The sequence below is a fragment of the Pimelobacter simplex genome, assembly GCF_900114845.1.
In the GTDB taxonomy this organism is placed as follows: domain Bacteria; phylum Actinomycetota; class Actinomycetes; order Propionibacteriales; family Nocardioidaceae; genus Nocardioides; species Nocardioides simplex.
Genome location: NZ_FOUK01000007.1, coordinates 138,194 through 161,971, shown reverse-complemented (window position 1 = coordinate 161,971; position 23,778 = coordinate 138,194). Strand labels below are relative to the sequence as shown.

The window sequence follows — 23,778 nt, the reverse complement described above, 5'->3', positions numbered from 1 at the left end:
TGAGGAAGACCCAGATGAGCCACACCATCCGCGACGGCATCGCACTGACCGACGAGCAGCAGGAGTTCGTCGCGCTGGCGCGCGACTTCGCCGAGCGCGAGATCCGGCCCCGGGCCCGCGAGGTCGACGAGGCCGACACCGAGTCGCCGCTCGACCTGTGGCAGAAGGCCGCCCAGATCGGCCTCGCGTCGTACATGCTCCCGGCCGAGTACGGCGGCGGCGGGGTCACCGACCTGGTCACGCAGTGCCTCGTGCAGCAGGAGCTCTGCTACGGCGACGTCGGCATCGGCAACTTCCTCACCTCCAGCGCCTTCTTCGCCGGACCGGTCGAGGCGCTGGGCAACGAGGAGCAGAAGAAGCGCTGGCTGACGCCGCTCACCGGCGACAACCCTCCGGTCACCGCGCTCGCCGTCACCGAGCCGGGCGTCGGCTCCGACTCGGCCGCGCTGCAGACGCGGGCGGTCCGCGAGGGCGACGAGTACGTCCTCAACGGCCAGAAGACGTGGATCTCCAACGCCCCCTACGCGAAGTGGATCATCGTCTTCGCCACCGTCGACGCCTCGCTGCGCTCGCGCGGCATCACCGCGTTCGTCGTCGACCGCGAGACGCCCGGCCTCACCATCGGCCAGCCGATGAAGAAGATGGGCCAGCGCGGCATCGCCAACGCCGAGGTCTTCCTCGACAACGTCCGGGTCCCGCTCGACTGCCGCCTCGGCGAGGAGGGCCAGGGCTTCTACGGCCTGATGCGCACCTTCGACGCCTCGCGCATCCTGATCGGCGCCGGTGCGACCGGCCTCTCGCGCGCCGCGCTCGACCAGTCGACGCAGTACGCGCAGGAGCGCACCCAGTTCGGCAAGCCGATCATCGAGCACCAGGCGGTCGCCTTCCGCCTCGCCGACATGGCGGCCAAGACTGACATCTCGCACCTCGTCACGATGCGCGCCGCGCGTCTCTACGACCAGGGAGAGATGACCGCGATGGAGTCGGCGGTCGCCAAGCTGACGGCGTCCGAGAACACCTCGTGGGTGACCAACGCCGCGCTGTCGATCCACGGTGGCTGGGGCTACAGCCGCGAGTTCCTGCTCGAGAAGTGGGTCCGCGACGCCAAGCTCGAGGAGCTCGAGGAGGGCACCAGCGACATCCAGCGGCTGATCATCTCGCGGGCGGTCTCCGCGCGATGAGCGATCTCTCCGTCTTCTCGGACCCGCGCTCGGTCGCGGTCGTCGGGGCGTCGGCCGATCCCGCCAAGTGGGGCTACTGGCTGGCCCGCGGCGCCCTCCGGGGCGCCGCGCGCCGGCAGGTGCACCTGGTCAACGCCAAGGGGGCGACGATCGAGGGCGCGGCATCCGTCCGCTCGCTCGACGAGCTCGCCGAGGCGCCCGACCTGGTGGTGCTCTGCGCGCCTGCCGCGACCGTCCCCGACGTCGTCGACCAGGCGCTCGCGATGGGCACCAGGGGCTTCCTCGGCATCACCGCCGGGATCGACGCCGCGCACGGCGAGCCGGGCCTGGAGCGCCGGCTGGCCGAGCGGATCCGCGCCGCCGGCGCCCGGATCGTCGGCCCCAACTGCCTCGGCCTGTACGACGCCGCGACCGACCTCGAGCTCGCCTGGGGGACGTTCTCCCCGGGCCGGCTCGCGATCATCTCCCAGTCCGGTCAGCTCGGCCTCGAGCTCGCCGGGCTGGCGGCCCACGAGGGCCTCGGCGTCTCGCGCTTCGTCTCGGTCGGCAACCAGGTCGACGTGACCGCCGCCGAGCTGCTCGACGACCTCGTCGAGCACGAGCAGACCCGCGCGGTCGTGCTCTACCTCGAGAGCTTCACCGACGCCCGCGGCCTCGTCGCGACGATGGCGCGGCTGCGCGAGGCCGGCAAGCCCGTCGTCGTGCTGACCGTCGGCGCGAGCGAGGCCAGCCGGGCCGCGGCGCAGTCCCACACGGGTGCGCTGACCGCGGCCACGGACGTCGTCCGGGCGGCGTGCCGCGCGGCCGGCGCCTCGCTCGTCGACACGCCCGCTCAGGCGGTCGAGCTCGCGCACCTGCTGCTCGGTGGTCCGCTGCCAGCCGGTCGCCGGGTCGCGATCGTCAGCGACAGCGGGGGACAGGGCGCGATCGCGGCCGACACCTTCGCGCGCCACGCGCTGGAGGTGCCGCGTCTCTCCGACGCCACGCGTTCGGCTCTCGCCGGCCTGCTGCCGGCCGCGGCCGCGGTGGCCAACCCCGTCGACCTGGCGGGTGCGGGCGAGCAGGACCTCTCGACGTACGCCAAGGTGGTCGACGTCCTGGCGGAGAGCGGAGAGGTCGACGCGGTGGTCCTCTCGGGCTACTTCGGCTGCTACGGCGCCGACACCCCCGAGCTGGTCGAGCGCGAGCTCGAGGTCGTCGGTGCGCTGGCGGGTGTGGTCGGCGCGCAGCAGCGGCCGGTCCTCGTGCACAGCATGAGCCACGACTCGGTCGCGGTCCGCTCGATGCGCGAGCAGGCCGTGCCCACGCTGCACACGATCGACGCGGTAGCGCGCTCGCTGGAGCTTGCGACGACGATGGCCGAGGACGCTGCCCGCACGGTCCCCGGCGCGGTGGCCGAGCCGACCGCCGAGTCCGGCAAGGCGCTCGACTACCTCGCGGGTCGCGAGCGGGTCGCCGCTGCGGGCGTCGCCTACCCGGGCGCCGCGCCGGTGCGGTCGGTCGACGACCTCCGGGTTGCTGCGGCGGGCCTCAGCGCCCCCTACGTGCTCAAGGCGGGATGGCTGGAGCACAAGACCGAGGTCGGCGGCGTGGCGGTCGGCCTGGCCGACGCGGCGGCCGCCGAGGCGGCGTACGTCGCGATGAGCGGCCGGCTCGGTGAGGGCGACTACGTCCTCGAGGAGATGGACCGGCAGTCCGACACCGTCGAGCTGATCGTCGGCGCCCGCCGAGACGGCTCGTTCGGTCCCGTCGTGCTCGTCGGACTGGGGGGAGTGCAGGCCGAGCTCTACCGCGACGTGCAGGTCGCCCTCGCCCCCGTGGACGACGACGAAGCGCGCCGGATGATCGAGGCGCTGCGTGCCTACCCCCTGCTCGACGGCTGGCGCGGGCGTCCCGCGGTCGACGTCGCCGCGGCGGCCCGCGTGGTCGCGGCGGTGTCGCGCCTGCTGGCCGACGACCCCGACCTCGTCGAGTGCGAGATCAACCCCCTGCGGGTCGGACCCGAGGGCGCGGTCGCGGTCGACGCGCTCGTCCTCGCCGCCGACCACACGATCGAGACGTCAGGAGACGACGCATGAGTGAGTTCGCCGGCAAGGTCGCGCTGGTGACCGGTGGCGGGTCCGGGATCGGCCGCGCCGTCGCGCTGCGGTACGCCGCGGGCGGGGGCGACGTCGTCGTCCTCGGCCGCCGGACCGAGCCGCTGGAGGAGACCGTCCGGATGGCCGAGAAGCACGGCGTGCGCGCGGGATTCGCGAGCTGCGACGTGCGCGACGCCGACGCGGTGACCGCTGCCGTCGACGGCGTCGTGGCCGACTTCGGCCGGATCGACGCCCTCGTCAACAACGCGGCGGGCAACTTCGTCTGTCCCGCCGAGGACCTCTCGCCGGGCGGCTGGCGGGCCGTCGTCGACATCGTCCTCAACGGCACGTTCTACGCCACCCGCGCCGCGGCCCAGCACATGCTGGCGCAGGGGGAGGGCGCGATCCTCAACGTGATCGCGTCGTACGCGTGGCACGGCCACCCGGGCACGGTGCACAGCGCCGCGGCCAAGGGCGGCATCCTCGCGATGACGCGCACGCTCGCGTCGGAGTGGGGGGCGCGCGGCGTCCGCGTCAACTGCATCTCGCCCGGTCCGACCGAGACCGAGGGCGCCGGTGCGGCGCTCTGGCCGACCGAGGCCGACCGGGCCCGCGTGCTCGGCTCGGTCCCCGCAGCCCGCTTCACGACGCCCGAGGAGGTCGCCGAGTCGGCGGCCTTCCTTCTCGACCCGCGCCGGGCCGGCTACATCACCGGCGACGTGCTGAGCGTCGACGGAGGACAGTGGTTGGGCAAGGTCGTCTACGCCGACTCGTCGAAGGGATCCTGATCCATGGCACTCATGACTGGGGGAGAGGCGCTCGTCGCCGCCCTCGCCGCGCACGGGGTCGAGGTCGCGTTCGGCATCCCCGGCACGCACAACCTCGAGATCTACCGGCACCTCCCGGCCCACGGGGTGCGGCACGTGAGCACCCGCCACGAGCAGGGTGCGGGCTACGCCGCCGACGGATACGCCCGTACGACGGGCCGCGTCGGCGTCGCGATCGTCACGAGCGGTCCGGCGCTGCTCAACGCCGCGACCGCCGTCGGCCAGGCCTACTCCGACTCGATCCCGGTGCTCGTGGTCTCGCCGGGGCTGCCGCTGCGGCATCCTGCGACCGGCAACGGCCTGCTGCACGAGACCCGCGACCAGGGTGCCGCCCTGGCCGCGGTCGCGGCGGCGAGCCTGCGCCCGACGAGCGTTGCCGAGATCCCGACCGCGGTGGCCCAGGCGTTCTCGATCATGACGTCGGGTCGCCCGCGGCCGGTGCACCTGGAGGTGCCGCTCGACGTGCTCGAGGAGACGGCCGACGTCGTCCTCGTCGCGCCCGTCGTCGCGGCGCCGCTTGCCGCGCCCGCGGCCTCGATCGCTGCTGCGGCGGGGGTTCTCGACGGCGCGACCGCTCCGCTGCTCGTCGTCGGAGGCGGGGCGCGGGGGGCCGCGCCGCAGGTGCAGGCGCTCGCCGAGCGGCTCGGCGCGCTGGTCGTGTCGACCACCAACGGCAAGGGGGTGCTCGCCGAGGACCACCCGCTGGCCCTGGGCGCCGGCATCCACCTGCCCACGATCAAGGCGCTCGCCGACGAGGCCGACGTGGTCGTGGCGATCGGCACCGAGCTGGCCCCGGCCGACCTCTGGTACGGCCCGCTGCCGGTGACCGGCAAGCTCGTCCGCGTCGACGTCGACCCCGTCGGCATGGTCACCAACGCCGCGCCCGCGGTGGCGGTGCTCGGTGACGCGGCGCTCGCTCTCGACGCGCTGCTCGAGGCGCTGGGTGCGGGGGAGCCGGCCCGGCCGGATGCCGCCGCGTGGCGCGAGCGCAAGGCCAAGGACGCCCAGGCCGAGGGCGCCGAGTGGCTCGAGGTGGTCGCGGCGCTCGCGGCCGCCGTACCGCGCGACGTGGTGATGGCCACCGACAACGCGATGGCCTGCTACCTCGGCACGCTGGCGAACCTCGCGACGCACGGGCCGTCGTCGTACCTGTTCCCGACGGGCTACGGCACGCTCGGCTTCGGCCTGCCCGCGGGCATCGGCGCGAAGGTCGGCAACCCGGACCGCCCGGTCGTCGCGATGCTGGGCGACGGCGGTGTCATGTTCACCGTCGCCGAGCTGGCCACCGCGGCCGAGCTGCGGATCGCGCTCCCCGTCGTGGTCGTCGACAACTCCGGCTACGGCGAGATCCGCAACGAGATGGCCGACCGGGGCGACCCGGTCCACGCGGTGACCTTCCCGGCCCCCGACTTCGCGGCGCTCGGCCGTGCCGTCGGCTGCCTCGGCGTCACCGTCGACCTCGGTGCGGACGGCACGCCGGCCGACCTCACCACCGCCGTTCGCGACGCGCTCGCCGCGGATCGGCCCACCGTGATCCACGTCCGCATGCCCCGGCAGATGCCCGGTGAAGGAGAAGCCCGATGACCGACAGCCTGCTCGAGATCACCTGGACCGACCCGGTCACCGGCCGCAAGGGGTACGTCGTCATCGACACGCTCGTGCGCGGTCTGGCCAGCGGCGGCCTGCGCCTGCGCGAGGGCTGCTCGCTCGCCGAGGTGCGCGGTCTGGCACAGGGGATGACCCGCAAGGAGGCGCTGGTCTACGACCCCGCCGACCGCTACCTCCCGCTGGGCGGCGGGAAGGGCGGGATCGACGTCGACCCCGCCGACCCGCAGGCCACCGAGGTGCTCCACCGCTTCCTCGCCGCGGTGCTGCCGGTCGTCAAGGAGCAGTGGAACACCGGTGAGGATTTCGGTCTGCGCCAGGAGACCATCGACAAGGTCGCGGCCGACCTCGGCCTGCCGTCCACCGTCGAGGCCGTCTTCGCCACGCTGGACGACGCTCCCGCGGCGCGCGAGCGCCTGGCGACGGCCTTCGCCGACATGGTCGGCGGCATCTCGCTCGGCGACCTCGTCGGCGGGTACGGCGTCGCGCAGGCCGCCCTGGTGATGGCCGAGCGCGAGGGCATCGTGGCCGGCGAGGCGACCGCCGTCGTGCAGGGCTTCGGCTCCATCGGTGGCGCCGCTGCGCGCTACCTGGCCGCCGCCGGCGTCAAGGTGGTCGCGGTGGCCGACCGCGAGGGCCTGATCCGCGACGACCGGGGCCTGGACGTCGAGGCGCTGCTCGCCGCGCGCGACGGGCTCGGCGTGATCGCCCGCTCGTCCCTGCCCGAGGGCGTCGAGCTCGGCGACCGCGACGCGTGGCTCGACGTGCCGTGCGACCTGCTCGTGCCGGCCGCGATGTCCTACGTCATCCAGCCCGAGGACGCCGGCCGCGTGCAGGCCCGGATCGTCGTCGAGGGCGCCAACATGCCCACCCTGCCGGAGGCCGAGGCGTCGCTCGTGGCGCGCGGGATCCCCGTCGTACCGGACTTCCTGGCCAACGTGATGACCAACGCCTGGTGGTGGTGGGTCGTCTTCGGTGACGTCGCGCCGACCTCGGCGTCGTCGTTCGCCAAGATCGACGCGGTCATGCGCCGCCTCCTCACCGAGGTCGGCGACGCCGCCGACGCATCGGGCCGCTCCCTGCGCGAGTGCGCGCTCGAGCTCACGGCCCGCAACTCCGCCGCCCTGCGGGAGCGCTTCGGGGTCACGGGGTGACGACGCGGGGTCGCCTCTACCTCGGCGGCCGCTGGCGGACGCCGTACGACGCCGGCAGCCGCGAGGTCGAGAACCCCGCGACGGAGCAGGTGATCGCGCGGGTCGCCGAGGGCGGCCCGCGCGACGTCGACGACGCCGTCGCCGCCGCCCGCGCGGCCTTCCCGGCCTGGGCGGGGGCGCCGGTCGCCGACCGGGTCGACGTCCTGGAGCGCTGGTACGACGAGCTCGCGGGCGCACACGACGAGCTGGTGGCGACCACGGTCGCCGAGGTCGGCGCACCGGTCGCGATCGCCCGGGAGGCCCATGTCGACCTCGGCCTCGCGGTGCTGCGCGGCTACCTCGACGCGGCCAAGGACGTCGCGTGGGAGGAGCAGGTCGGCTCGTCGCTGGTGCTGCGCGAGGCGGCGGGCGTCGCGGCCTGCATCACCCCCTGGAACTATCCCTTCTACCAGGTGCTGGCCAAGCTCGGCGGCGCTCTGGTGGCGGGCTGCACGGTGGTCCTCAAGCCGGCTGAGCTCACCCCGCTCTCGGCGTACCTGCTGGTCGAGGCGGCCGAACGCGCGGGCCTCCCGGCCGGCGTGCTCAACCTCGTGCCGGGGGCCGGCGCGGTCGTGGGGGAGGCGCTGGTCACCCACCCCGACGTGGACGTCGTCTCGTTCACCGGCTCGACGGCCGTGGGAGCCCGGATCACCGCACTCGCCGCACCCGCGGTCAAGCGGGTATGCCTCGAGCTCGGCGGCAAGTCCGCCAGCGTCGTGCTCGACGACGCCGACCTGGTGCCGGCCGTGACGGCCAGCGTGCAGGCGGCGATGCTCAACTCCGGGCAGACCTGCAGCGCGTGGTCGCGGCTGCTCGTCCCCACCTCGGTGCTGGGGGAGGCGACCGAGATCGCGGCCGCCGCGGCCGAGGCGCTCGTGCTCGGCGACCCGCTCGACGAGGACACCTGGCTGGGCCCGGTCGTCTCCGCCGCGCAGCGGGCCACGGTCGCCGGGTTCGTCGACCGGGCGGTCGCCGCGGGGGCGCGTGTCGTCACCGGCGGCTCCGGGCGTCCGCGCGCCGTGGGGCACTTCCACGCAGCGACGGTCCTCACCGATGTCGCGCCCGACGCCGAGGTGGTCCGCGACGAGGTCTTCGGCCCGGTGCTCACGATCCAGGGCCACGACACCGACGCCGACGCGGTCGCGCTGGCCAACGCCACGCCGTACGGCCTGCACGGGGCGGTGTGGTCTGCCGATCCCGCCCGGGCACTGGCGATCGCACGCCGGATGCGCACCGGCCAGGTCGACCTCAACGGCGCGGCCTTCAACCCGGCAGCGCCCTTCGGGGGCTACGGACGCTCGGGCAACGGGCGCGAGCTCGGCCGGTTCGGGATCGAGGAGTTCCTCGAGACCAAGTCGGTCCAGCGGTGACCGTCGCCGCCGTCCGGTACGACGTCCGCACCCGTCGTACCGCGGCGCTGGCCCTCGTCGGCGTCACCGCCGTGTGGGGCTCGACGTTCGGCCTCTCCAAGCACCTGCTCGACCGGCTGCCGGTGGCCGACTACCTCGGCCTGCGCTACCTCGTCGCGGCGATGGTGCTGCTCGTCGTCGCACCGCGCCTGCTGCGCGGTCTCTCCGGTCACACCGTGCGGGTCGGGATCGGGCTCGGCGTGCTCTACGCGGGCGCACAGCTGCTGCAGTTCCACGGGCTGTCGCACACCGCGCCGACCGTCGCTGCCTTCGTCGTGGCGATGTACGTCGTGTTCACGCCGCTCCTCGCCGCCGTCCTTCCCGGGCGCGGGATCGACCGGCTCACGGGCGTCGCCGTCGTGGTCGCCACGACCGGAGTCGCCGTGATGTCGCTGCGGGGGTGGGCGTTCGGCACCGGTGAGGCGCTCACGCTCCTGTCCGCCGTCCTCTACGCCGTGCACATCCTGGCGCTCGGCCGCTGGGCGCGCCCGGGCGAGGCGTTCGCGCTGACGTTCGTGCAGCTCGCCACGATGGGCGTGCTGCTCACCGGGATGGGCGCGAGCGACGGCCTGACCCTGCCCGGACGCGCGGACCTGCCGGCGTTCGTCTACCTCGCCGTGATCGCCGGCGCCGGGACGCTCCTCGTCCAGACCTGGGCGCAAGGACACATCGACTCCGGCCAGGCCGCGGTCCTCATGGTGCTCGAGCCGGTCTGGGCCGCCGTCCTCGGCGCCCTGCTCTGGTCCGAGACGCTCGGCCCGCGCACGCTCGGCGGCGGTGGGCTCATCCTCGTCGCGATGCTCATGGTCGTCGCCCGCCCGGCCGCCGAGCCGGTCCCCGAACCCCCTACGTCCCACGCCTAGGAGACACCTGATGTACGACGTCCTCGTCGTCGGCGGCGGCATCGCCGGCGCGTCGATCGGCCACGAGCTCGCCGCCCGCGGCCGGGCCGTCTGCGTGCTGGAGGCCGAGAACGAGCTGGCCAAGCACACCACCGGCCGCTCGGCCGCGACCTGGATCGGCGGCTACGGGCCGCCCGAGGTGCGCCGGCTGACGCTCGCGAGCCGCCCCTTCCTCGACGACCCGTCCCTCGACGTCGCCGGCCCGCTGCTGACGCCCCAGCCGTGCCTGTACGTCGGAGGTCCCGACTCCTCGGCGGCTGCGGCCGCCGCGATCCCCGGCGCCGTGATCGACGGCGCCGAGGCCGAGCGCCTCAACCCCGCGCTGCGGCCCGGCTGGACCCAGGTCGCGGTGCTCGACGACACCGCCTGCGAGATCGACGTCGCCGGCCTGCACCAGGGCTACCTGCGGGCGTTGCGCGCGGCCGGCGGGATCGTGCGGACCGGTGCCCGGGTCACCGCCGCCGTGCGCGAGGCCGGTCTGTGGCGGATCTCGACGTCGGCCGGCGAAGACGTCGCGGCGCCCGTCGTGGTGGTCGCCGCCGGTGCTTGGGGGGACGAGGTCGGCCGGCTGCTCGGCGCCGCGCCGATCGGCCTGGAGCCGCGGCTGCGCTCGATGTTCGGCTCACCGACCGCCGTACCGATGGCGGGGATGCCGTTCACCTGCGACCTCGACGGCGGCTGGTACTTCCAGGCGGAGGGCGAGCTCGCCCTCTGCTCGCCCGAGGACGCCAGCCCGCACCCGCCCGGCGACCCGAAGCCCGACGAGCTCGAGATCGCCCGCACCATCGAGGCGATCAACGAGGCCACGGTGCTCGGCCTGCGCAGCGTCCGCACGGCGTGGGCCGGGCTGCGCACGTTCGCACCTGGGGGAGAGCCCGTCGCGCGCTACGACGACGACGTCGACGGCGTGTTCTGGTTCGTCGGCCAGGCCGGCTACGGCATCCAGATGGCGCCGGCGCTGGCAGTCGAGGCGGCCGAGCGGCTGGTCGCGGGTCAGCCGGCGTAGGTCGCGTCGGCGAGCGCCGCGGCGAGCGCCTCGAGCTCGGGGCGGCGGTGGGCGTCGTACGGGAAGTCGTGGTACGGGCCGATCTCGCAGATCAGCTTCGCCCGCAGGCGCTTGCCGTCGACCAGCTCCAGACGCGGCCGCTGCCAGACGTGGTAGCGGTGGGAGTCGTTGCGGCCGAACATCTCCAGCACCTGCCCGTCGAAGACCAGCAGCGTGTGGTCGTCCGGCTGCGCGTTGATCGTCGCCATGGCGCGACTCTAGGGGTTGGCCGTGCCTGCCGTCCTCTAGCATCGACCTCCCGAGCGCCGATCCGGGCGCCGATCGAGAGAGGGCAGCGATGGCCGGGGACGCCGACTCGCGACGCCAGCGCATCATCGACGCGACCCTCGACGTCATCCGCGACCACGGCCTGGCCGGGACCCGAACGCACGAGATCGCCCGCCGAGCGGGCGTGAGCTCGGGTCTGCTGCTCTACCACTTCGGCACGCTCGACGGCGTGATCGCCGCCGCGATGCAGGAGTCCGAGGACCGCTACTACCGCAGCCTCGACGCCGAGGTCGGCGCCGGACGCCCTGCCCCCGAGCGGCTCCGCCTGCTGGTCGAGCGCTCGGGCGACGCGTCCGCCGTGGTGTCGGCCTGGACGCTCTGGATGGAGTTCTGGGTCCGTGCGCTGCGCGACCCCGACACCGCCGTCCTCTGCCGGACCCTCGAGTCGCGGTGGCGCGCCGTCCTGCTCGACGTGATCGAGCAGGGAGTGCGCGAGGGAGCGTTCACCGCGCCCGCGCCACAGCTGGCCGTGGTCCGGCTCGCCGCGCTGCTCGACGGGCTGTCGGTCGCCGCGACGCTGGGCGACCGGGAGGTGCCGGTCGAGAAGGTGCCGGACCTGTGGCTCCACGCGGCCGCGCTCGAGCTGGCGTGTGACCCCGCGACGCTCAGCCGGTCCAGCTCGCCAGCACCTCCGCAGCGGCGCGCTCGCCGGACCTGATCGCGCCGTCGATGTAGCCGTTGCCGATCCCGGCGGTCTCCGTGCCCGCCCAGTGCAGCGGCCCGACGGGCTCGCGGCGCCCGCCGGCGTGGGCGAGCCACGTCCCCGGCGTCGGAACGGCGGCGTAGGCGCCCTCGGCCCACAGCTCCTCGGGCCACAGCCGCTCGTGGTACGCCAGCGGCCGCGCCGCCTCCTCGCCCAGCACTCCCAGCACGTCGAGGACCGCCTTCCGTCGCGCCTCGGCGGGCTGGGCCGACCAGGAGCGGTAGTCGTCGCCGTACACGAAAGCGGCGACGACGCCGCGCGAGGCGTCGGCGGGGGAGTTGTCGAAGGTGTAGGCGACCGCGCTGCCGTCGTACGTCGTGAGCTGGCCGGAGAGCCCGCGGGCCCGCCAGAACGGCGTCGCGTAGGTGACGTGCACCTTGGCGACGTCGCCCATCGGGCTGCGGGCGAGCCAGCGGCGGCGCGCGGCCGGGAGCAGGGGGGAGAACGCGATCCGGGCCTGGGCGGGCGGCGTGCCGGTGACGACGACGCGGCGGGCCCGGACCGTTCCGGTTGCGGTGGTCAGCGTGGCGCCGTCGTCGTCCCAGGCGACCGTGGTGACGGGGCTCCTCAGCCGCACCGCGTCGCCCAGCAGCGCTGCCGCGGCCCGGGCCGGTCCGTCGGCGCCGTCGGTGAACCGGCTGTCCTGGGCGCCACCGAGGGTGCCGAGGAGCGGGTCGAGGCCGCCGCCGGCCGCGACGTAGAAGAGCACGTGGAACAGCGAGACCTCGCGCGGCTCGCACGCCCACAGGCCCTGCACCACCAGGCGCATCCGGCGGAGCGCGTCGGGCGAGCCGGTCGTCGCGCGCAGCCAGTCGTCGAACGTGCGGGAGTCCCACTCCGCCAGTGACGCGCAGGCCTCGGGGTGCTCGGGGTCGACCTGCGCGGCGAGTTCGTCGAGGCGGGCCACCAGGTCGTCGTACCCGCGGGCGTCGTGGGCGTCCGGGTGCTCGCCGCTGACGTGGGGGAGCGGGGCCTCGCCGGGCCACAGCTCGAGGTGCGTGCCGGCATCGTAGGTGGGGAAGCGGGCACAGCCGAACCGGTCGGCCCAGCGCAGGAAGGCGGTCTGGGCCGGGCCCACCCACTGGCCGCCGTGGTCGACGAGGACGCCGTCCTCGGCCCGGGTCCAGACCCGGCCGCCGACCCGGTCGCCGGCCTCCAGGACGACGACCTGCCGTCCGGCTGCGGTGAGGTCCAGGGCGGTCGCGAGGCCGGCGTACCCGGCTCCGACGATCGCGACGTCGACGTGCTCCATGGCGGGCTCCTTCGGTGGAAGACGGCTCTTGACAGGTGTGAGCGGCGTCACTGATCCTACCCTGACTGACCATTCAGTCAAGATCTCAGGAGGATCGATGGACGACGAGATGCGCGGCGAGCTCGAGCGCCGGCTGGTGCTGATCGAGGACGCCGGGGGAGCCGAGGCGGCCCTCCCACCGCTGCCCCTCACGGACCTGCTGGCGGCCGTGGCGGGGCTCGTCGTGCTGACCCTCGTGCTGCTGTGGTGGGCCCTGTGAGCGCCGCACCCGAGGCCGCCGTCGCGCCCGGCGAGGACGCGACGCTCAACGAGCTGCCGCTCCTGCGCCGCGAGCGGATCTGGGGGTTCTGGGACTACTCCTCGGTCAACATCGGCCTCGCGATCGCCACCTGGGCGTTCCTCCAAGGGGGAGCGGTCGCGTACTACGTCGGCGCCAAGCAGGCGATCGCCAGCATCGTGATCGGGTACGGCATCAGCGTCCTGCTCGTCTCGCTCGCGCCCTGCCTGCCCTGCGGCCGGTACGGCGTCGAGCAGTTCGTCTCGATGCGCAGCGTGCTGGGGGAGCGCGGGGCCCGCGTGCTCATGGTCGTCATGTCGGCACTGCTCGCCGCGGCGTGGTCCGCCGTCCTCGGGATCATGTGCGGGCACGCGCTCGCCAACGTCACCAACCAGATCTTCGACACCCGGATCTCCAGCGGGGCCGGTGTCGTCAGCATGCTGGCCGTCATGGCGCTCGTCGCGTCCTGGGTGATCGTGGCCCGCGGGCCACGATCGATCGAGCTGGTCAACCGGTTCGTGGCGCCCGGGCTGGTCGTCGTCACGATCGTGATGCTGGCGCTGGTCTTCACCAAGACCAGCTGGTCCGGCCTCGTCGCGACGCCCGCCCTCGCCCCCTGGGGGGACGGCCGCCTCGACTTCATGCTCGCCGTCGAGCTCAACATCGCGGGCGGCTTCGCCTGGTGGCCCAACGTCGGCAACCTGGCCCGGCTGACCCGCACCACCCGCAGCGCCTTCTGGCCCAACGCCCTCGGCCTCTTCCTCGCCTCGGTCGTCGCCGCGATCGTCGGCGTCTTCGCCGCCCTCGCCCTCGGCTCCGAGGACCCGACGCTCTGGATGGTCCCCCTCGGCGGCGCCCTCCTCGGCGTGATCGCCCTCGCCTTCGTCGGGATGGCCAACATCACCAGCGTCGTCGCGCAGAGCTATGCCGCGCTCGTCGCCATCAAGGGCGGTGGTGGTGACACCGTGCGCCGGGTGCCGTGGGGACTGCTCGCCGCGATCATCCTCGCGCCGGCCGCGGTCCTCGTCTTCTTCCCCAACGCCGTCTACGACAACTACGCCCGCTTCGTCTCCTGGGGGGCGATCGCGGTCGCGCCGCTGTGCGCGGTCCAGCTCGTGGACTTCTTCGTGCTGCGCCGCCAGCGGCTCGACGTCCGGGCGCTCCACCTGCCGCACGCCGAGTCCCGCTACGGCTTCGTGCGCGGCTGGAACCCGGTCGCCGTCGTCGCCGTCGCGATGGGCGCCCTGACCTACGTGCTGCTGCTCAACCCGGTCACCTACGAGCCGTCCGGGTGGTTCCTCTACCTCACCGCGTCCCTCCCGGCCTTCGTCGTGGCCGGCGCCGTCCACTACGCCGGGACCCGCGCCGTGCTCGCGCGGCGCGCGGACTGGGGCGGCTACCGATAACCTCGGCGCATGTCGATCGTCGTGGTCACGGACTCCACCTCGACCGTGCCGGCCGAGGTCGCCGAGGCGCGCGGGGTCCGCGTCGTACCGCTCCAGGTGGTCATCGACGACGACGTCTACGACGAAGGGGCCGACGAGGTCACCCCGGAGCGGCTCGCCGTCGCGCTCCGCGAGAAGCGCGCGGTGAGCACCTCCCGGCCCGCCCCCGCCGTCTTCGCCGACCTCTACGCCGAGCTCGCGGCCGACGGCGCGACCGAGATCGTCTCGGTCCACCTCTCCGCCGAGGTGAGCGGGACCTTCGAGTCCGCCCTCGTCGCCTCCCGCAACGCGCCGGTCCCCGTCACCTGCGTCGACACCCGCCAGGTCGGCGTCGCGACCGGGTACGCCGTCGAGTCCGCCCTCGCCGTCGTCGCCGGCGGCGGGACGGCGGCCGAGGCGGCCGCCGCCGCCCGGGCCCGGGCCGAGGCCGCCACCTCGCTCTTCTACGTCAACACCCTCGAGTACCTGCGCCGCGGCGGCCGGGTCGGCGCGGCCGCCGCCGTCTTCGGCGGGGCCCTCGCCGTCAAGCCCCTCCTCGGCATCGTCGACGGCGTCATCGCCCCCCAGGCCAAGGTCCGCACCGCGGCCAAGGCCATCGCCCGGCTCGAGGCCCTCGCCCTCGAGGCCTCCGGCGACGGCCCGGTCGAGGTCTGCGTCGCGCACCTCGCCGCCGAGGAGCGCGCCCTCGCCCTGGCCGAGCGCCTGGTCGAGCAGGTCGGCGACCGCCTCGTCCCCAGCCGCACCGGTGAGGCGGTGCGCTGCGTCGAGCTCGGCGGCGTGCTCGGCGCCCACGTCGGACCGGGCATGCTCGCGATCTGCGTCGCCCCCTTGCCGACGCCCTGACGGGTCACTCCCGCCGCACCCGTCCCACGGACCGCCCCTCTCCCTCCACAGCCGGTCCCCGCCCCGCCGCTCCTCCACAGCCGCGCACCCGCCGCCCCCGGACCTCGTCCCGCCCTGCCTACCGTGCCGCCATGCCCGTCCGCCGCACCCCCGCCACCCCGTCCCCCTCCGACGCCGCCGCCCTCCGGCTCGCGCAGCTCGCCGTGGCGGCGCGGGGCGGTGCTGGTGGCAGCGCCAGTCCCGGCGCCGGCGCCGAGCCGACCGAGGACGACTGGTGGGCCGACCACACCCGCATCGCGGTCCGCCCCGCCGCCGACCCTCCTCCCGCCCCGACCCCACCCGCGGCGCTCCCGCTGCCCGGGCGCCACGCCGCCCGTCGTACCCGGGTCCCGCGCCCGCCCGGGCTGCCCGGGCTGCCGGCCCTCGGGGTGGCCCACCTCGCCGTCGTCGCCCTCGCCGTCGCCCTCGGACTCGCCCTCACCACCTGGTGGGTCGTCCGCGACCGCAGCCGCCCCATCGACCAGGTCGCCCCCGTCGCGGCCCAGCCCACCGGAGCCGCCGCGCCGGTCGAGCCGCTGGTCGCGCTGCCGAGCGGCAGCAGCGCCGGCCCCGGGTCCGGTCCTGGCGCGACCGTGACCTCGGCCAGCGTCACCGTCGACGTCACCGGCAAGGTCCGGCGCCCCGGGATCGTCGTCCTCGACCTCGGCGCCCGGGTCACCGACGCCCTCGAGGCCGCCGGGGGTCCCCGCCGCGGGGTCGACCTCTCCTCGCTCAACCTCGCCCGGGTCCTCGTCGACGGCGAGCAGGTCGTGGTCGGCGGCCCGGCCGTGGCCGCCGCGCCCGGTCCCGGGGTGCCGGGGGCTGTCCCCGGCCTGCCGGGTGCCGGTACCGGCGTCCTGGTCAACCTCAACACCGCCGGCCAGGCCGAGCTCGAGACCCTGCCGCAGGTCGGACCGGTCACCGCCCAGGCCATCCTCGCCTGGCGCACCGAGCACGGCGGCTTCACCCGCGTCGACGAGCTCCTCGAGGTCGACGGCATCGGCGCCAAGACGCTCGAGCGCCTCCTCCCGCACGTGACGGTGTAGGGAGCGACCCCGATGCAGCCACCCCGCTCAGGACGCCCCGAGCAGCGCCCGGTGCAGCACCGCGATCAGCTCGCCGCGGGTGATCATCCCGGCCAGCCGCCCCTCGGCGTCGACCACGGGGACGTTCTTGTAGCCCTCGGTGGTCATCATCGGGACGAGGTCCGCCACGGGGGTGTCCTGGGGGATCGTGGTGACCTCGGTCCGCATGATCGAGTCGACCGTCTCCAGCTCGACGATGTCGCGCGTGAACAGGTCGATGATCGACACCACCCCGATCACCCGCCGCTCGGCATCGATGACCGGCAGCGTCTTCACCTGCCGCTGCACGATCAGGGTCCGCGCCCGGTAGATCGACTCGAACGGGTGGACCACCGCGACGTCGGTGTTCATGATCCGCGCCACCGGGATCGACCCGAGCCGCCGGTCCAGCGCGTGGGTCTCGGCGTCGCGGACGATCGTGACGATGTCCGCCGGCAGGACGTCGAGCCGGTCGGCGAGCCGCTTCATCGCCTCCTCCACGTCGGGGGTGGTGATGCCGAGCGCGGCCGCGGCCGGGCCCGCCGGCGCGGCCGGCGCCGGGCGGTGGGGGTAGCGGCGCCCGCTCAGGTTGTTCACCGCCACCGCGACGAGCAGCAGCACCACCGTGTTGACGGCGACCGGCGAGAGGACGAACAGCGGTCCCTGCTCGTCGATGGCGGGGGTCGCGGTCGCCGCCAGCAGCGCGCACGCGCCACCGGGCGGGTGCAGGCAGCCGAGCAGCATCATCACCCCGATGGCGGCGCCGACGCCGACGGCCGCCGCGACGAGCACGTCGCCGAAGGCCGCGTGTGCGCCCAGCCCCACCGCGGTCGAGATCAGGTTGCCGCCGAGCACCGGCCACGGCTGCGCGAGCGGACTCGCCGGGACGGCGAACAGCAGCACCGCGCACGCGCCCATCGGCGCGACGATGAACGGCAGCAGCTCGGGGCCGCCCGGGACGGCCCGGGCGGTGGCGCCCGCGACCGCGATGCCGAGCAGGGCGCCGAGCGCCCCGCGCGCGAGCTCGGGAGCTTGGTAGCGGGTCACCCGCGGAACCCTAGCCACGACTTCCGGATGCCGCTGCTCGGTGCGGCGGTGTGGCTCGGCGCGATCGCCGCCACCGAGCTCGGCGGCGCCGCCTACCTGGTGGTGCTGGCGCTGGCCCTGCTCCTGGTCCTCGTGCAGCGCGGTCGGTCCGTCTCCGTGGGGCAGCGCCGCCTCTTCGCGGTGCTCGTCCTGCTCGCGACCACGGCCGTGACCGCGACCCTGCTGCGCCACGACGCCGTGCGCGGCTCGCCGGTGCAGGCGCTCGCCCAGCAGCGGGCGACCGCGGAGGTCGTCGCCACCGTGATCTCCGACCCGCGGGTGGTGGCCACGCGCGCGGGCCGACAGGCCGTCGTACGGCTTCGGGTGCGGGAGGTGACCTCCCGCCGGCACCGGCTGCAGATCGGCGGCACCGTCGTCGTCATCGGCGACCCTGTCTGGACCCGCGTCGCCCTCGGCGAGCGGATCCGCACCGTGGGCCGGCTCGCGCCGGCCGACGACCCGGACACCCTCGCCCTGCTGACCGACGTCCGGGCGCCCCGGCGGCTGTCCGCGGCGAGCCCGTGGTGGCGGGCGTCCAGTGCGCTGCGCGCCTCGATCCGCGACGCCCTCGCGCACCGGCCGCCAGCGCAGGCCGGGCTCGTCCCGGCCCTGGTCGACGGCGACGACGCGGGTCTGCCCGCCCAGCTCGAGGACGACTTCCGCACCACCGGGCTCACCCACCTGACCGCCGTCAGCGGGACCAACCTGACCCTGGTCGTCGGGGCGCTCCTGCTGGTCGCTCGGGGTGCCCGGGTCCGGCGCCGCGGGCTGGTCGTGGTCGGCCTGCTCGGGATCGCCGGCTTCGTGCTGCTGGCCCGGACCGAGCCGAGCGTCCTCCGCGCCGCCGTGATGGGCGGGGTCGGGCTGTTCGCCTTCCGTCTCGACGGACAGCGCCGGGGTCTGCGCGCGCTCGGCGTCGCGGTGGCCGTCCTGGTGCTGGTCCAGCCGAGCCTCGCCCGGTCGCCCGGGTTCGCGCTGTCGGTGCTCGCCACCGGGGGCATCGTCCTGCTCGGCCCGCCGCTCTCCGCGGCGCTCGGACGGTGGCTGCCCGGCGTCCTGGCCATGGCGATCGCGGTGCCCACGGCCGCGCAGCTCGCGTGCACGCCGGTCATCGCGGTGCTCTCGGGTCAGGTCAGCCTCGTGGCCGTCGTGGCGAACCTGCTCGCCGCACCGCTCGTCGCGCCCGCCACCGTCCTCGGCCTGCTCGGTGGCCTCGTCGGACTGGTCTGGCCCGCCGGCGGCCGTCTCGCCGGTACGGCAGCCGCGTGGTGCGTCGCCGGCCTGGTCGAGATCGCCGAGCGCGGGGCGGACCTGCCGGGTGCGGCGCTCGGCTGGGGGAGCGGTCCGCTCGCGATCGGGCTCCTGGTGGTGCTCTGCCTCGCGCTGGCGCTCGCCCTGCCGGTGCTCGTCCGTCGTCCGCTCGTCGGCGTCGGCCTCGCGGTGCTGCTCCTCGTGGTCGTGCTCGGCGTCCCCGGACGCTTCTGGTCGCGGGCCGGCCCCTGGCCACCTCCGGGCTGGATCCTGGTCGCCTGCGACGTCGGCCAGGGCGACGCCCTCGTCCTGCACGTCGGTCCCCACGCCGCGGTCGTGGTGGATGCCGGCCCGGACCCGGACGCCGTCGACGACTGCCTCGACCGCCTGGACGTCGACCAGGTCCCGCTCGTGGTCCTCACCCACTTCCACGCCGACCACGTCGACGGCCTTGCGGGGGTCCTCGACGACCGCCGGGTCGGCGCGGTCGAGACCACCTCGGTCCGCGACCCACCCGGCGGCGCCGACCTCGTCGACCGTGCCGCCGGTGCCGCGGGCGTCCCCGTCACGACGGCGCCCTTCGGCAGCACCCGCCGGATCGGTGCCGCGACGGTCCAGGTGCTCCACCCGGAGCCGCCGCCACCCCGGCCCCCGCCGGCGGGCACGGCTGGGCCCACCTCCGGGCCCGCGCCTGGGCCTGCGCCTGGGCCTGCGCCTGCGCCCGACGCCGCCGCTGACCCAGACACCGGCGACGGCAGCACCGCCAACGACGCCAGCGTGGTGCTGCTCGTCGAGATCGCGGGTGTGCGGATCCTGCTGACCGGCGACCTCGAGCCACCCGGGCAGGCCGCGGTGGCCCGGCTGGTCCGCGGGCTCGACGTGGACGTCCTCAAGGTCCCGCACCACGGCAGCGCCCACCAGGACCGCGCCTGGCTCACCTCCCTGCGCCCGGAGGTCGCGCTGGTCTCGGTCGGCGCCGGCAACGACTACGGGCACCCCTCGCCCGACGTCGTCCAGGCGCTGGAGCGGGCGGGCGCGGACGTCCGCCGGACCGACCGCGACGGCGACATCGCCGTCGTCGCCCCCGGCGGCGGCCGGGTCGCGGTGGCCACCCGGAGGTGATGTCGTTGCCGTGTGGGAAGGTGAGCGCATGCGGGCCGAGGACGTGCTGGGACGAGTCACGCTGGTCACCGGCAAGGAGGAGTTCCTCGGCGCGCGCACGGTCGACGAGGTCAAGGCGACGGTCCGTGGCTACGACGCCGAGGCGGAGTTCGCCGAGAGCACCGCCTCCGACCTGACCCTGGCCACGCTGGGCGAGATGTCCGCGCCCTCGCTGTTCTCGGCGGTGCGCTGCGTGGTGGTCCGCGGGCTCGAGAACCTGCCCGACGAGTCCGTCGAGGGGCTGCTCGGCTACGCCGCGGCGCCGGTCGACGACGTCGCGCTCGTCCTCGTGCACGGCGGCGGCCAGAAGGGCAGCGGCGTGCTGACCAAGCTCCGCAAGCTCGCGGCCGTGACCGAGCACAAGTCCGAGGAGCTCAAGCCCTCCGAGTTCGCCGGCTTCGTCGCCCACGAGGTACGCCGCCACGGCGGCTCCTCGATCGACCGCGAGGCCGCCGACGTCCTGATCGAGGCGATCGGGCGCGACCTGCGCTCCCTGGCCGGGGCGGCTCACCAGCTGACCAACGACTTCCCGGGCGAGCGGATCGGCGAGGCCCAGGTCCGCCGCTACTTCGGGGGCCGGGCCGAGGCGAAGTCCTTCGCGGTGGCCGACGCGGCCTTCGCGGGGCGCGACCGGGTCGCGCTCGAGGAGCTCCGCTGGGCGCTCGACTCGGGCACGGCGGCCGTCCTCGTCACCTCGGCCTTCGCCGGCAGCGCCCGCGGCCTGGCCCGGCTAGTCAGCGCGCCCCGCGGGATGCGCGATGCCGACCTGGCCCGCGAGGTCGGCGTACCGCCCTGGAAGCTCCGCTCGCTGCGCGACCAGGCCCGCGGCTGGACCGAGCCCGGCCTCGCCCGGGCCATCCGCGCGGTCGCCCAGGCCGACGCCGACATCAAGGGCGCCGCGAGCGATGCCTCCTACGCCCTCGAGCGCCTGGTGCTCACCATCACCTCGCTCCGCCGCGCCTGACCGCCGACCGCCGCCGCCCGCCGGCACGTCCGGCTGCGCCGCCGCCCCGAAAATCACGAAGGGAGCCCCCGCGAGGGGACTCCCTTGACGTGATGGCTCAGGACCAGAGCCAGCAGGGTGGTCTCAGAGAGAGGCGGCCTGCTTCGAGATGGACGACTTGCGGTTCGCCGCCTGGTTCTTGTGGATGACGCCCTTCGAGGCGGCCTTGTCGAGCTTCTTGGTGGCCTCGCGGGCGAGGAGGGCAGCGCTCTCCTTGTCGCCGGCAGCGGCGGCCTCGCGGAACTTGCGGACGGCGGTCTTGAGGCCGGTCTTGACGGCCTTGTTGCGCTCGTGCCGCTTCTCGTTCTGCTTGTTGCGCTTGATCTGGCTCTTGATGTTCGCCACGTTTACTCGCCTCTGTTGTTCAAAGTGGATGCTGGTTCTGGTCCGGTGCGCGTCTCGGTCGCCCAGGTCCTGGCCGTCGGAAGACGGGCAGGCGGGAACGCAGAGTCGCGACGAGCAAGGCTAACAGCGGCGGGAACGGCCACCCAAATCCGGGGGCGGCTAGCGATCCCAGCCGCGGCGCTCGGCGAGCCAGTCGTCGAGGACGTCGCGCTGCCAGGCCTGCGCGGTCCGGACGTACGGCGAGGTGCGCGGGGTGGGCTGCGAGGCGGAGAGCGTGAAGTAGCCGAGCACGAGCGCGAGGAAGACGTCGACGTGCTCGGGCGGCACGTCGGCGAGGAGGGGGTGGGCGGCGATGTGCGCGTCGACGTCGAGGCCGTCGCCGCGGGGGCCGATGAGGAGGAGCAGCGAGTCGAGCCAGGCGGCGCCGCGCACGGGCCAGTTCCAGTCGCAGAGGAGCGCGGTGCCGTCGGGGCGGACCAGGATGTTGTCGTCGCGGATGTCGGTGTGGACGAGGGTGTCGCCCGCGACGACGTCGGCGTACTGGGCGGCGAGGGCGCCGATCTCGGCGGCGCGCGGGTGGTCGAGGCGGGACCAGAGAGCGGGCCAGCCGCCGAACTCCTGGGCGGCGGTGTTCTCGAAGGCGGCGGGGGCGGGGGTGAGGACGTCCGCCGTGGTGAGCGCCATCGCGGAGGCGGCGGCGAGGTCGGCGTCGGTCCAGGGGCGGTGCGGAGCGCGGGACTCGACGTGCTCGGTGGCGAGGACGAACCACTCCTCGACCTCCTCGGCCCACGCCAGCGCCGGCGCCGGGACGGCGGCCGGCAGGTCCGCGAGCACGACGGACTCGTCGCGGTAGGACTCCGCGAAGGGTCGCTGGGCCTTCACGGACGCGGCCTTCACGAACATCCGGGAGCCGTCCGCGCAGGTCAGCACCGACGCGAACCCCGGCGTGAACCCGCCCCGCTGCGACTCCGCCTCGACCACCGGCGCGCCGAGCCGGTGCTCGACGGCACGGCGGACCAGCGGCGGGAGGTGGACCCACGACAGCCGGCGGGCGGTCCGGCCGTGGGGGATGGTCGCGGGAAGCACGCCCTCATCATGGCCGGAGCGGTGCTCGGAGCGGGTCAGCGGCGCGCGGGGTCCAGCGTCCGGGTGTAGATCGCGGCGCCGGCGACGTCGCGCAGGGTCACCGTGAGCTGCCCGGTGCGCCCGTCCACCTCGACCTCGCCGAAGAACTGGAAGCCCTGGGCCGGCGAGGCGTTCGGGGCGGGTGGCGCGGCGACGAAGTCGGCGACCGGGCCGAACGTGCCGTCGAGCGCGTTGGGGCCGAACGCGCCGGCGTTGAGCGGGCCGGAGACGAACTCCCAGAACGGGTCGAAGTCCTGGTAGGCGGCCCGGTCGGGGGAGTAGTGGTGCGCGGCCGTGTAGTGGACGTCGGCGGTGAGCCACACGTGGTTGCGGATCCCCATCCGCTTCAGCCCGGTGAGCACCCGCGCGATGTCGATCTCGCGACCCAGGGGCGCGCCGGGGTCGCCCTGGGCGAGCCCCTCCTGCGCCGTCGGCCCGTCGGGGACGACGAGTCCCAGCGGCAGGTCGTTGGCGATGACCTTCCAGGTCGCCTTCGAGCGCCGCAGCTCGCGGAGCAGCCACTGGGTCTGGCGCTCGCCGAGGACGCCGCCGTCGCCGGTCGTCTCGCGGTCGCCGGTGTTGGGGTCCTTGTGGGTGCGCATGTCGAGCACGAACAGGTCGACGTGCTCGCCGTAGGGGATCACCCGGTAGACCCGGCCGTCCGGGTCGGGGGAGATCGGCGCGACCGGCACGTAGTCGTGGAACGCGCGGCGGGCGCGGGCGGCGAGGACGTCGACGCGCTTCTCGGTGTAGCGGGCGTCGTCCAGGATCTCGCCGGGGTACCAGTTGTTCGTGACCTCGTGGTCGTCCCACTGGGTCACCTGGGCGGTCTCGCCGAGGAACGCGCGCCAGTTGTCGGCCATCAGGTTGTAGCGGTACTGGCCGCGGTACTCGTCGAGGGTCTCGGCGACCTTGGTCTTCTCGGGGATGACCAGGTTGCGCCAGGTCGAGCCGTCGGGGAGGGCGACGCTCGCCTGGACCGGGCCGTCGGCGTACACGTTGTCGCCGCTGCAGAGGAAGAAGTCGGCCTGCCGGGCCCGCATCGCGTCGGCGATCCGGAAGCCGCCGAGGTCGGGGTTGACGCCCCAGCCCTGCCCGGCGATGTCGCCGGACCACAGGAACCGGACGTCGTCCCCACGGCGCGGCGCGGTGCGGAGCCGCCCCACCGTCGGGGCGGACGCCGCGCGGTGGTCGTGCAGGTCGACGGCGCGGATCCGGTAGTGCAGGTCGGTGCTCGGCGGGAGGCCGTGCAGCGGGAAGGCGCCGGTGAGGTCGGTGCCCGGCGTGACCACCGGGCCGCGGACCGTGCGGACCTTGCGGAACGACGGGTCGCGGCTGATCTCCGCGACCAGGCGCGAGGGGCGGTCCGCACGCGCCCAGAGCATCGCCTGCCCGGGGCGGACGTCGCCCGACTGGACGCCGAGGGTGAGCGCGGGCCGGTCCCGGCGGACGAGCAGGGGAGCGGCGGCGGCGCGGCCGCCGTACAGGCCGGCGCCGGTGCCGGCCACGGCAGCAGCGCCGACGGCACCGGCCGCGAGCAGGAGGTGCCGGCGGGAGGGGAGGTCCGAGGGGGCCGAGAGGTCCGAGGTCATGACGTCCAGCCCACCGCTCCCGGGCGAACGCAGGGGGGCCGCCCGGGCGATCCGGCGGTGAACC

21 protein-coding genes are annotated in these 23,778 nt (G+C 75.0%); 15 read left to right on the top strand and 6 right to left on the bottom strand.

From position 1 onward, the window contains the following. Positions 1 to 14 precede the first annotated feature (14 nt). From BM223_RS25035 to BM223_RS25000, 8 genes are read left to right on the top strand one after another with little or no spacing between them, the layout of a single operon-like run. Positions 15 to 1,181: an acyl-CoA dehydrogenase family protein gene (locus tag BM223_RS25035; RefSeq protein WP_038680096.1), complete on the top strand. Its 1,167-nt coding sequence runs from the start codon at positions 15 to 17 to the stop codon at positions 1,179 to 1,181. After that, complete coding sequence (locus BM223_RS25030) at positions 1,178 to 3,259, top strand: acetate--CoA ligase family protein (protein ID WP_038680094.1); 2,082 nt, start codon at positions 1,178 to 1,180, stop codon at positions 3,257 to 3,259. The genes BM223_RS25035 and BM223_RS25030 overlap by 4 nt, the downstream gene beginning before the upstream one ends. Continuing rightward, positions 3,256 to 4,047, top strand: coding sequence for an SDR family oxidoreductase (locus tag BM223_RS25025; protein ID WP_038680092.1), 792 nt, complete (start codon positions 3,256 to 3,258; stop codon positions 4,045 to 4,047). Before BM223_RS25030 ends, BM223_RS25025 begins: the two co-directional genes overlap by 4 nt. 3 nt (positions 4,048 to 4,050) lie before the next feature. Beyond that, positions 4,051 to 5,670, top strand: coding sequence for a 5-guanidino-2-oxopentanoate decarboxylase (locus tag BM223_RS25020; RefSeq protein ID WP_038680090.1), 1,620 nt, complete (start codon positions 4,051 to 4,053; stop codon positions 5,668 to 5,670). Continuing rightward, on the top strand, positions 5,667 to 6,845 hold the full coding sequence (locus tag BM223_RS25015; RefSeq protein ID WP_038680089.1) for a Glu/Leu/Phe/Val dehydrogenase dimerization domain-containing protein: 1,179 nt from the start codon (positions 5,667 to 5,669) through the stop codon (positions 6,843 to 6,845). The genes BM223_RS25020 and BM223_RS25015 overlap by 4 nt, the downstream gene beginning before the upstream one ends. Continuing rightward, on the top strand, positions 6,842 to 8,254 hold the full coding sequence (locus tag BM223_RS25010) for an aldehyde dehydrogenase family protein (RefSeq protein ID WP_038680087.1): 1,413 nt from the start codon (positions 6,842 to 6,844) through the stop codon (positions 8,252 to 8,254). The genes BM223_RS25015 and BM223_RS25010 overlap by 4 nt, the downstream gene beginning before the upstream one ends. Continuing rightward, positions 8,251 to 9,156 carry a DMT family transporter gene (locus BM223_RS25005; RefSeq protein WP_052138818.1) on the top strand — a complete coding sequence of 302 codons (906 nt, stop codon included), beginning with the start codon at positions 8,251 to 8,253 and terminating at the stop codon, positions 9,154 to 9,156. Before BM223_RS25010 ends, BM223_RS25005 begins: the two co-directional genes overlap by 4 nt. Before the next feature lie 10 nt (positions 9,157 to 9,166). Further along, positions 9,167 to 10,201 (top strand): NAD(P)/FAD-dependent oxidoreductase, encoded by a 1,035-nt coding sequence (locus BM223_RS25000; RefSeq protein WP_052138817.1) that lies wholly within the window; start codon positions 9,167 to 9,169, stop codon positions 10,199 to 10,201. Here BM223_RS25000 and BM223_RS24995 read toward each other — a convergent pair. Next, positions 10,189 to 10,449, bottom strand: coding sequence for a hypothetical protein (locus BM223_RS24995; RefSeq protein ID WP_038680085.1), 261 nt, complete (start codon positions 10,447 to 10,449; stop codon positions 10,189 to 10,191). The genes BM223_RS25000 and BM223_RS24995 overlap by 13 nt on opposite strands. Positions 10,450 to 10,538: 89 nt before the next feature. Between BM223_RS24995 and BM223_RS24990 the strand changes: the two genes are divergently transcribed. Beyond that, a complete protein-coding gene (locus tag BM223_RS24990; RefSeq protein WP_038680083.1) occupies positions 10,539 to 11,186 on the top strand; it encodes a TetR family transcriptional regulator C-terminal domain-containing protein in 648 nt (215 codons plus the stop codon). On the opposite strand, the gene BM223_RS24985 is transcribed toward BM223_RS24990, so the two are convergent. After that, complete coding sequence (locus BM223_RS24985; protein ID WP_052138816.1) at positions 11,134 to 12,483, bottom strand: flavin monoamine oxidase family protein; 1,350 nt, start codon at positions 12,481 to 12,483, stop codon at positions 11,134 to 11,136. The genes BM223_RS24990 and BM223_RS24985 overlap by 53 nt on opposite strands. A 97-nt stretch (positions 12,484 to 12,580) precedes the next feature. On the opposite strand from BM223_RS24985, the gene BM223_RS29365 reads away from it, so the two are divergent. The 4 genes from BM223_RS29365 to BM223_RS24970 all read left to right on the top strand — a co-directional run bounded on the left by BM223_RS29365 (position 12,581) and on the right by BM223_RS24970 (position 16,133). Next, entirely contained in the window at positions 12,581 to 12,742 is a 162-nt protein-coding gene (locus BM223_RS29365) for a hypothetical protein (RefSeq protein WP_038680080.1), read from the top strand. Beyond that, complete coding sequence (locus tag BM223_RS24980) at positions 12,739 to 14,166, top strand: cytosine permease (protein ID WP_038680078.1); 1,428 nt, start codon at positions 12,739 to 12,741, stop codon at positions 14,164 to 14,166. The genes BM223_RS29365 and BM223_RS24980 overlap by 4 nt, the downstream gene beginning before the upstream one ends. A gap of 9 nt (positions 14,167 to 14,175) precedes the next feature. Then, complete coding sequence (locus BM223_RS24975) at positions 14,176 to 15,048, top strand: DegV family protein (RefSeq protein WP_038680076.1); 873 nt, start codon at positions 14,176 to 14,178, stop codon at positions 15,046 to 15,048. Positions 15,049 to 15,179: 131 nt separating this feature from the next. Continuing rightward, entirely contained in the window at positions 15,180 to 16,133 is a 954-nt protein-coding gene (locus BM223_RS24970) for a ComEA family DNA-binding protein (RefSeq protein ID WP_052138815.1), read from the top strand. A gap of 27 nt (positions 16,134 to 16,160) precedes the next feature. Here BM223_RS24970 and BM223_RS24965 read toward each other — a convergent pair whose 3' ends face one another. After that, the gene (locus tag BM223_RS24965; RefSeq protein WP_038680073.1) at positions 16,161 to 17,198 is read right to left on the bottom strand and encodes an HPP family protein; all 1,038 of its coding nucleotides are present in this window, start codon (positions 17,196 to 17,198) and stop codon (positions 16,161 to 16,163) included. A 27-nt stretch (positions 17,199 to 17,225) separates the two neighbouring features. Between BM223_RS24965 and BM223_RS24960 the strand changes: the two genes are divergently transcribed. Both BM223_RS24960 and holA read left to right on the top strand, forming a co-directional pair. Beyond that, the gene (locus BM223_RS24960) at positions 17,226 to 19,610 is read left to right on the top strand and encodes a ComEC/Rec2 family competence protein (RefSeq protein WP_052138814.1); all 2,385 of its coding nucleotides are present in this window, start codon (positions 17,226 to 17,228) and stop codon (positions 19,608 to 19,610) included. Positions 19,611 to 19,638: 28 nt separating this feature from the next. Next, positions 19,639 to 20,613, top strand: a complete 975-nt coding sequence (holA, locus tag BM223_RS24955) for a DNA polymerase III subunit delta (RefSeq protein ID WP_038680068.1) — start codon at positions 19,639 to 19,641, stop codon at positions 20,611 to 20,613. A 123-nt stretch (positions 20,614 to 20,736) separates the two neighbouring features. On the opposite strand, the gene rpsT is transcribed toward holA, so the two are convergent. The 3 genes from rpsT to BM223_RS24940 all read right to left on the bottom strand — a co-directional run bounded on the left by rpsT (position 20,737) and on the right by BM223_RS24940 (position 23,714). Then, on the bottom strand, positions 20,737 to 20,997 hold the full coding sequence (rpsT, locus tag BM223_RS24950) for a 30S ribosomal protein S20 (RefSeq protein WP_038680065.1): 261 nt from the start codon (positions 20,995 to 20,997) through the stop codon (positions 20,737 to 20,739). A 159-nt stretch (positions 20,998 to 21,156) separates the two neighbouring features. Next, positions 21,157 to 22,083, bottom strand: a complete 927-nt coding sequence (locus BM223_RS29360; protein WP_038680063.1) for a phosphotransferase — start codon at positions 22,081 to 22,083, stop codon at positions 21,157 to 21,159. 35 nt (positions 22,084 to 22,118) lie between these two features. Beyond that, complete coding sequence (locus BM223_RS24940; RefSeq protein WP_052138813.1) at positions 22,119 to 23,714, bottom strand: alkaline phosphatase D family protein; 1,596 nt, start codon at positions 23,712 to 23,714, stop codon at positions 22,119 to 22,121. Positions 23,715 to 23,778 lie beyond the last annotated feature (64 nt).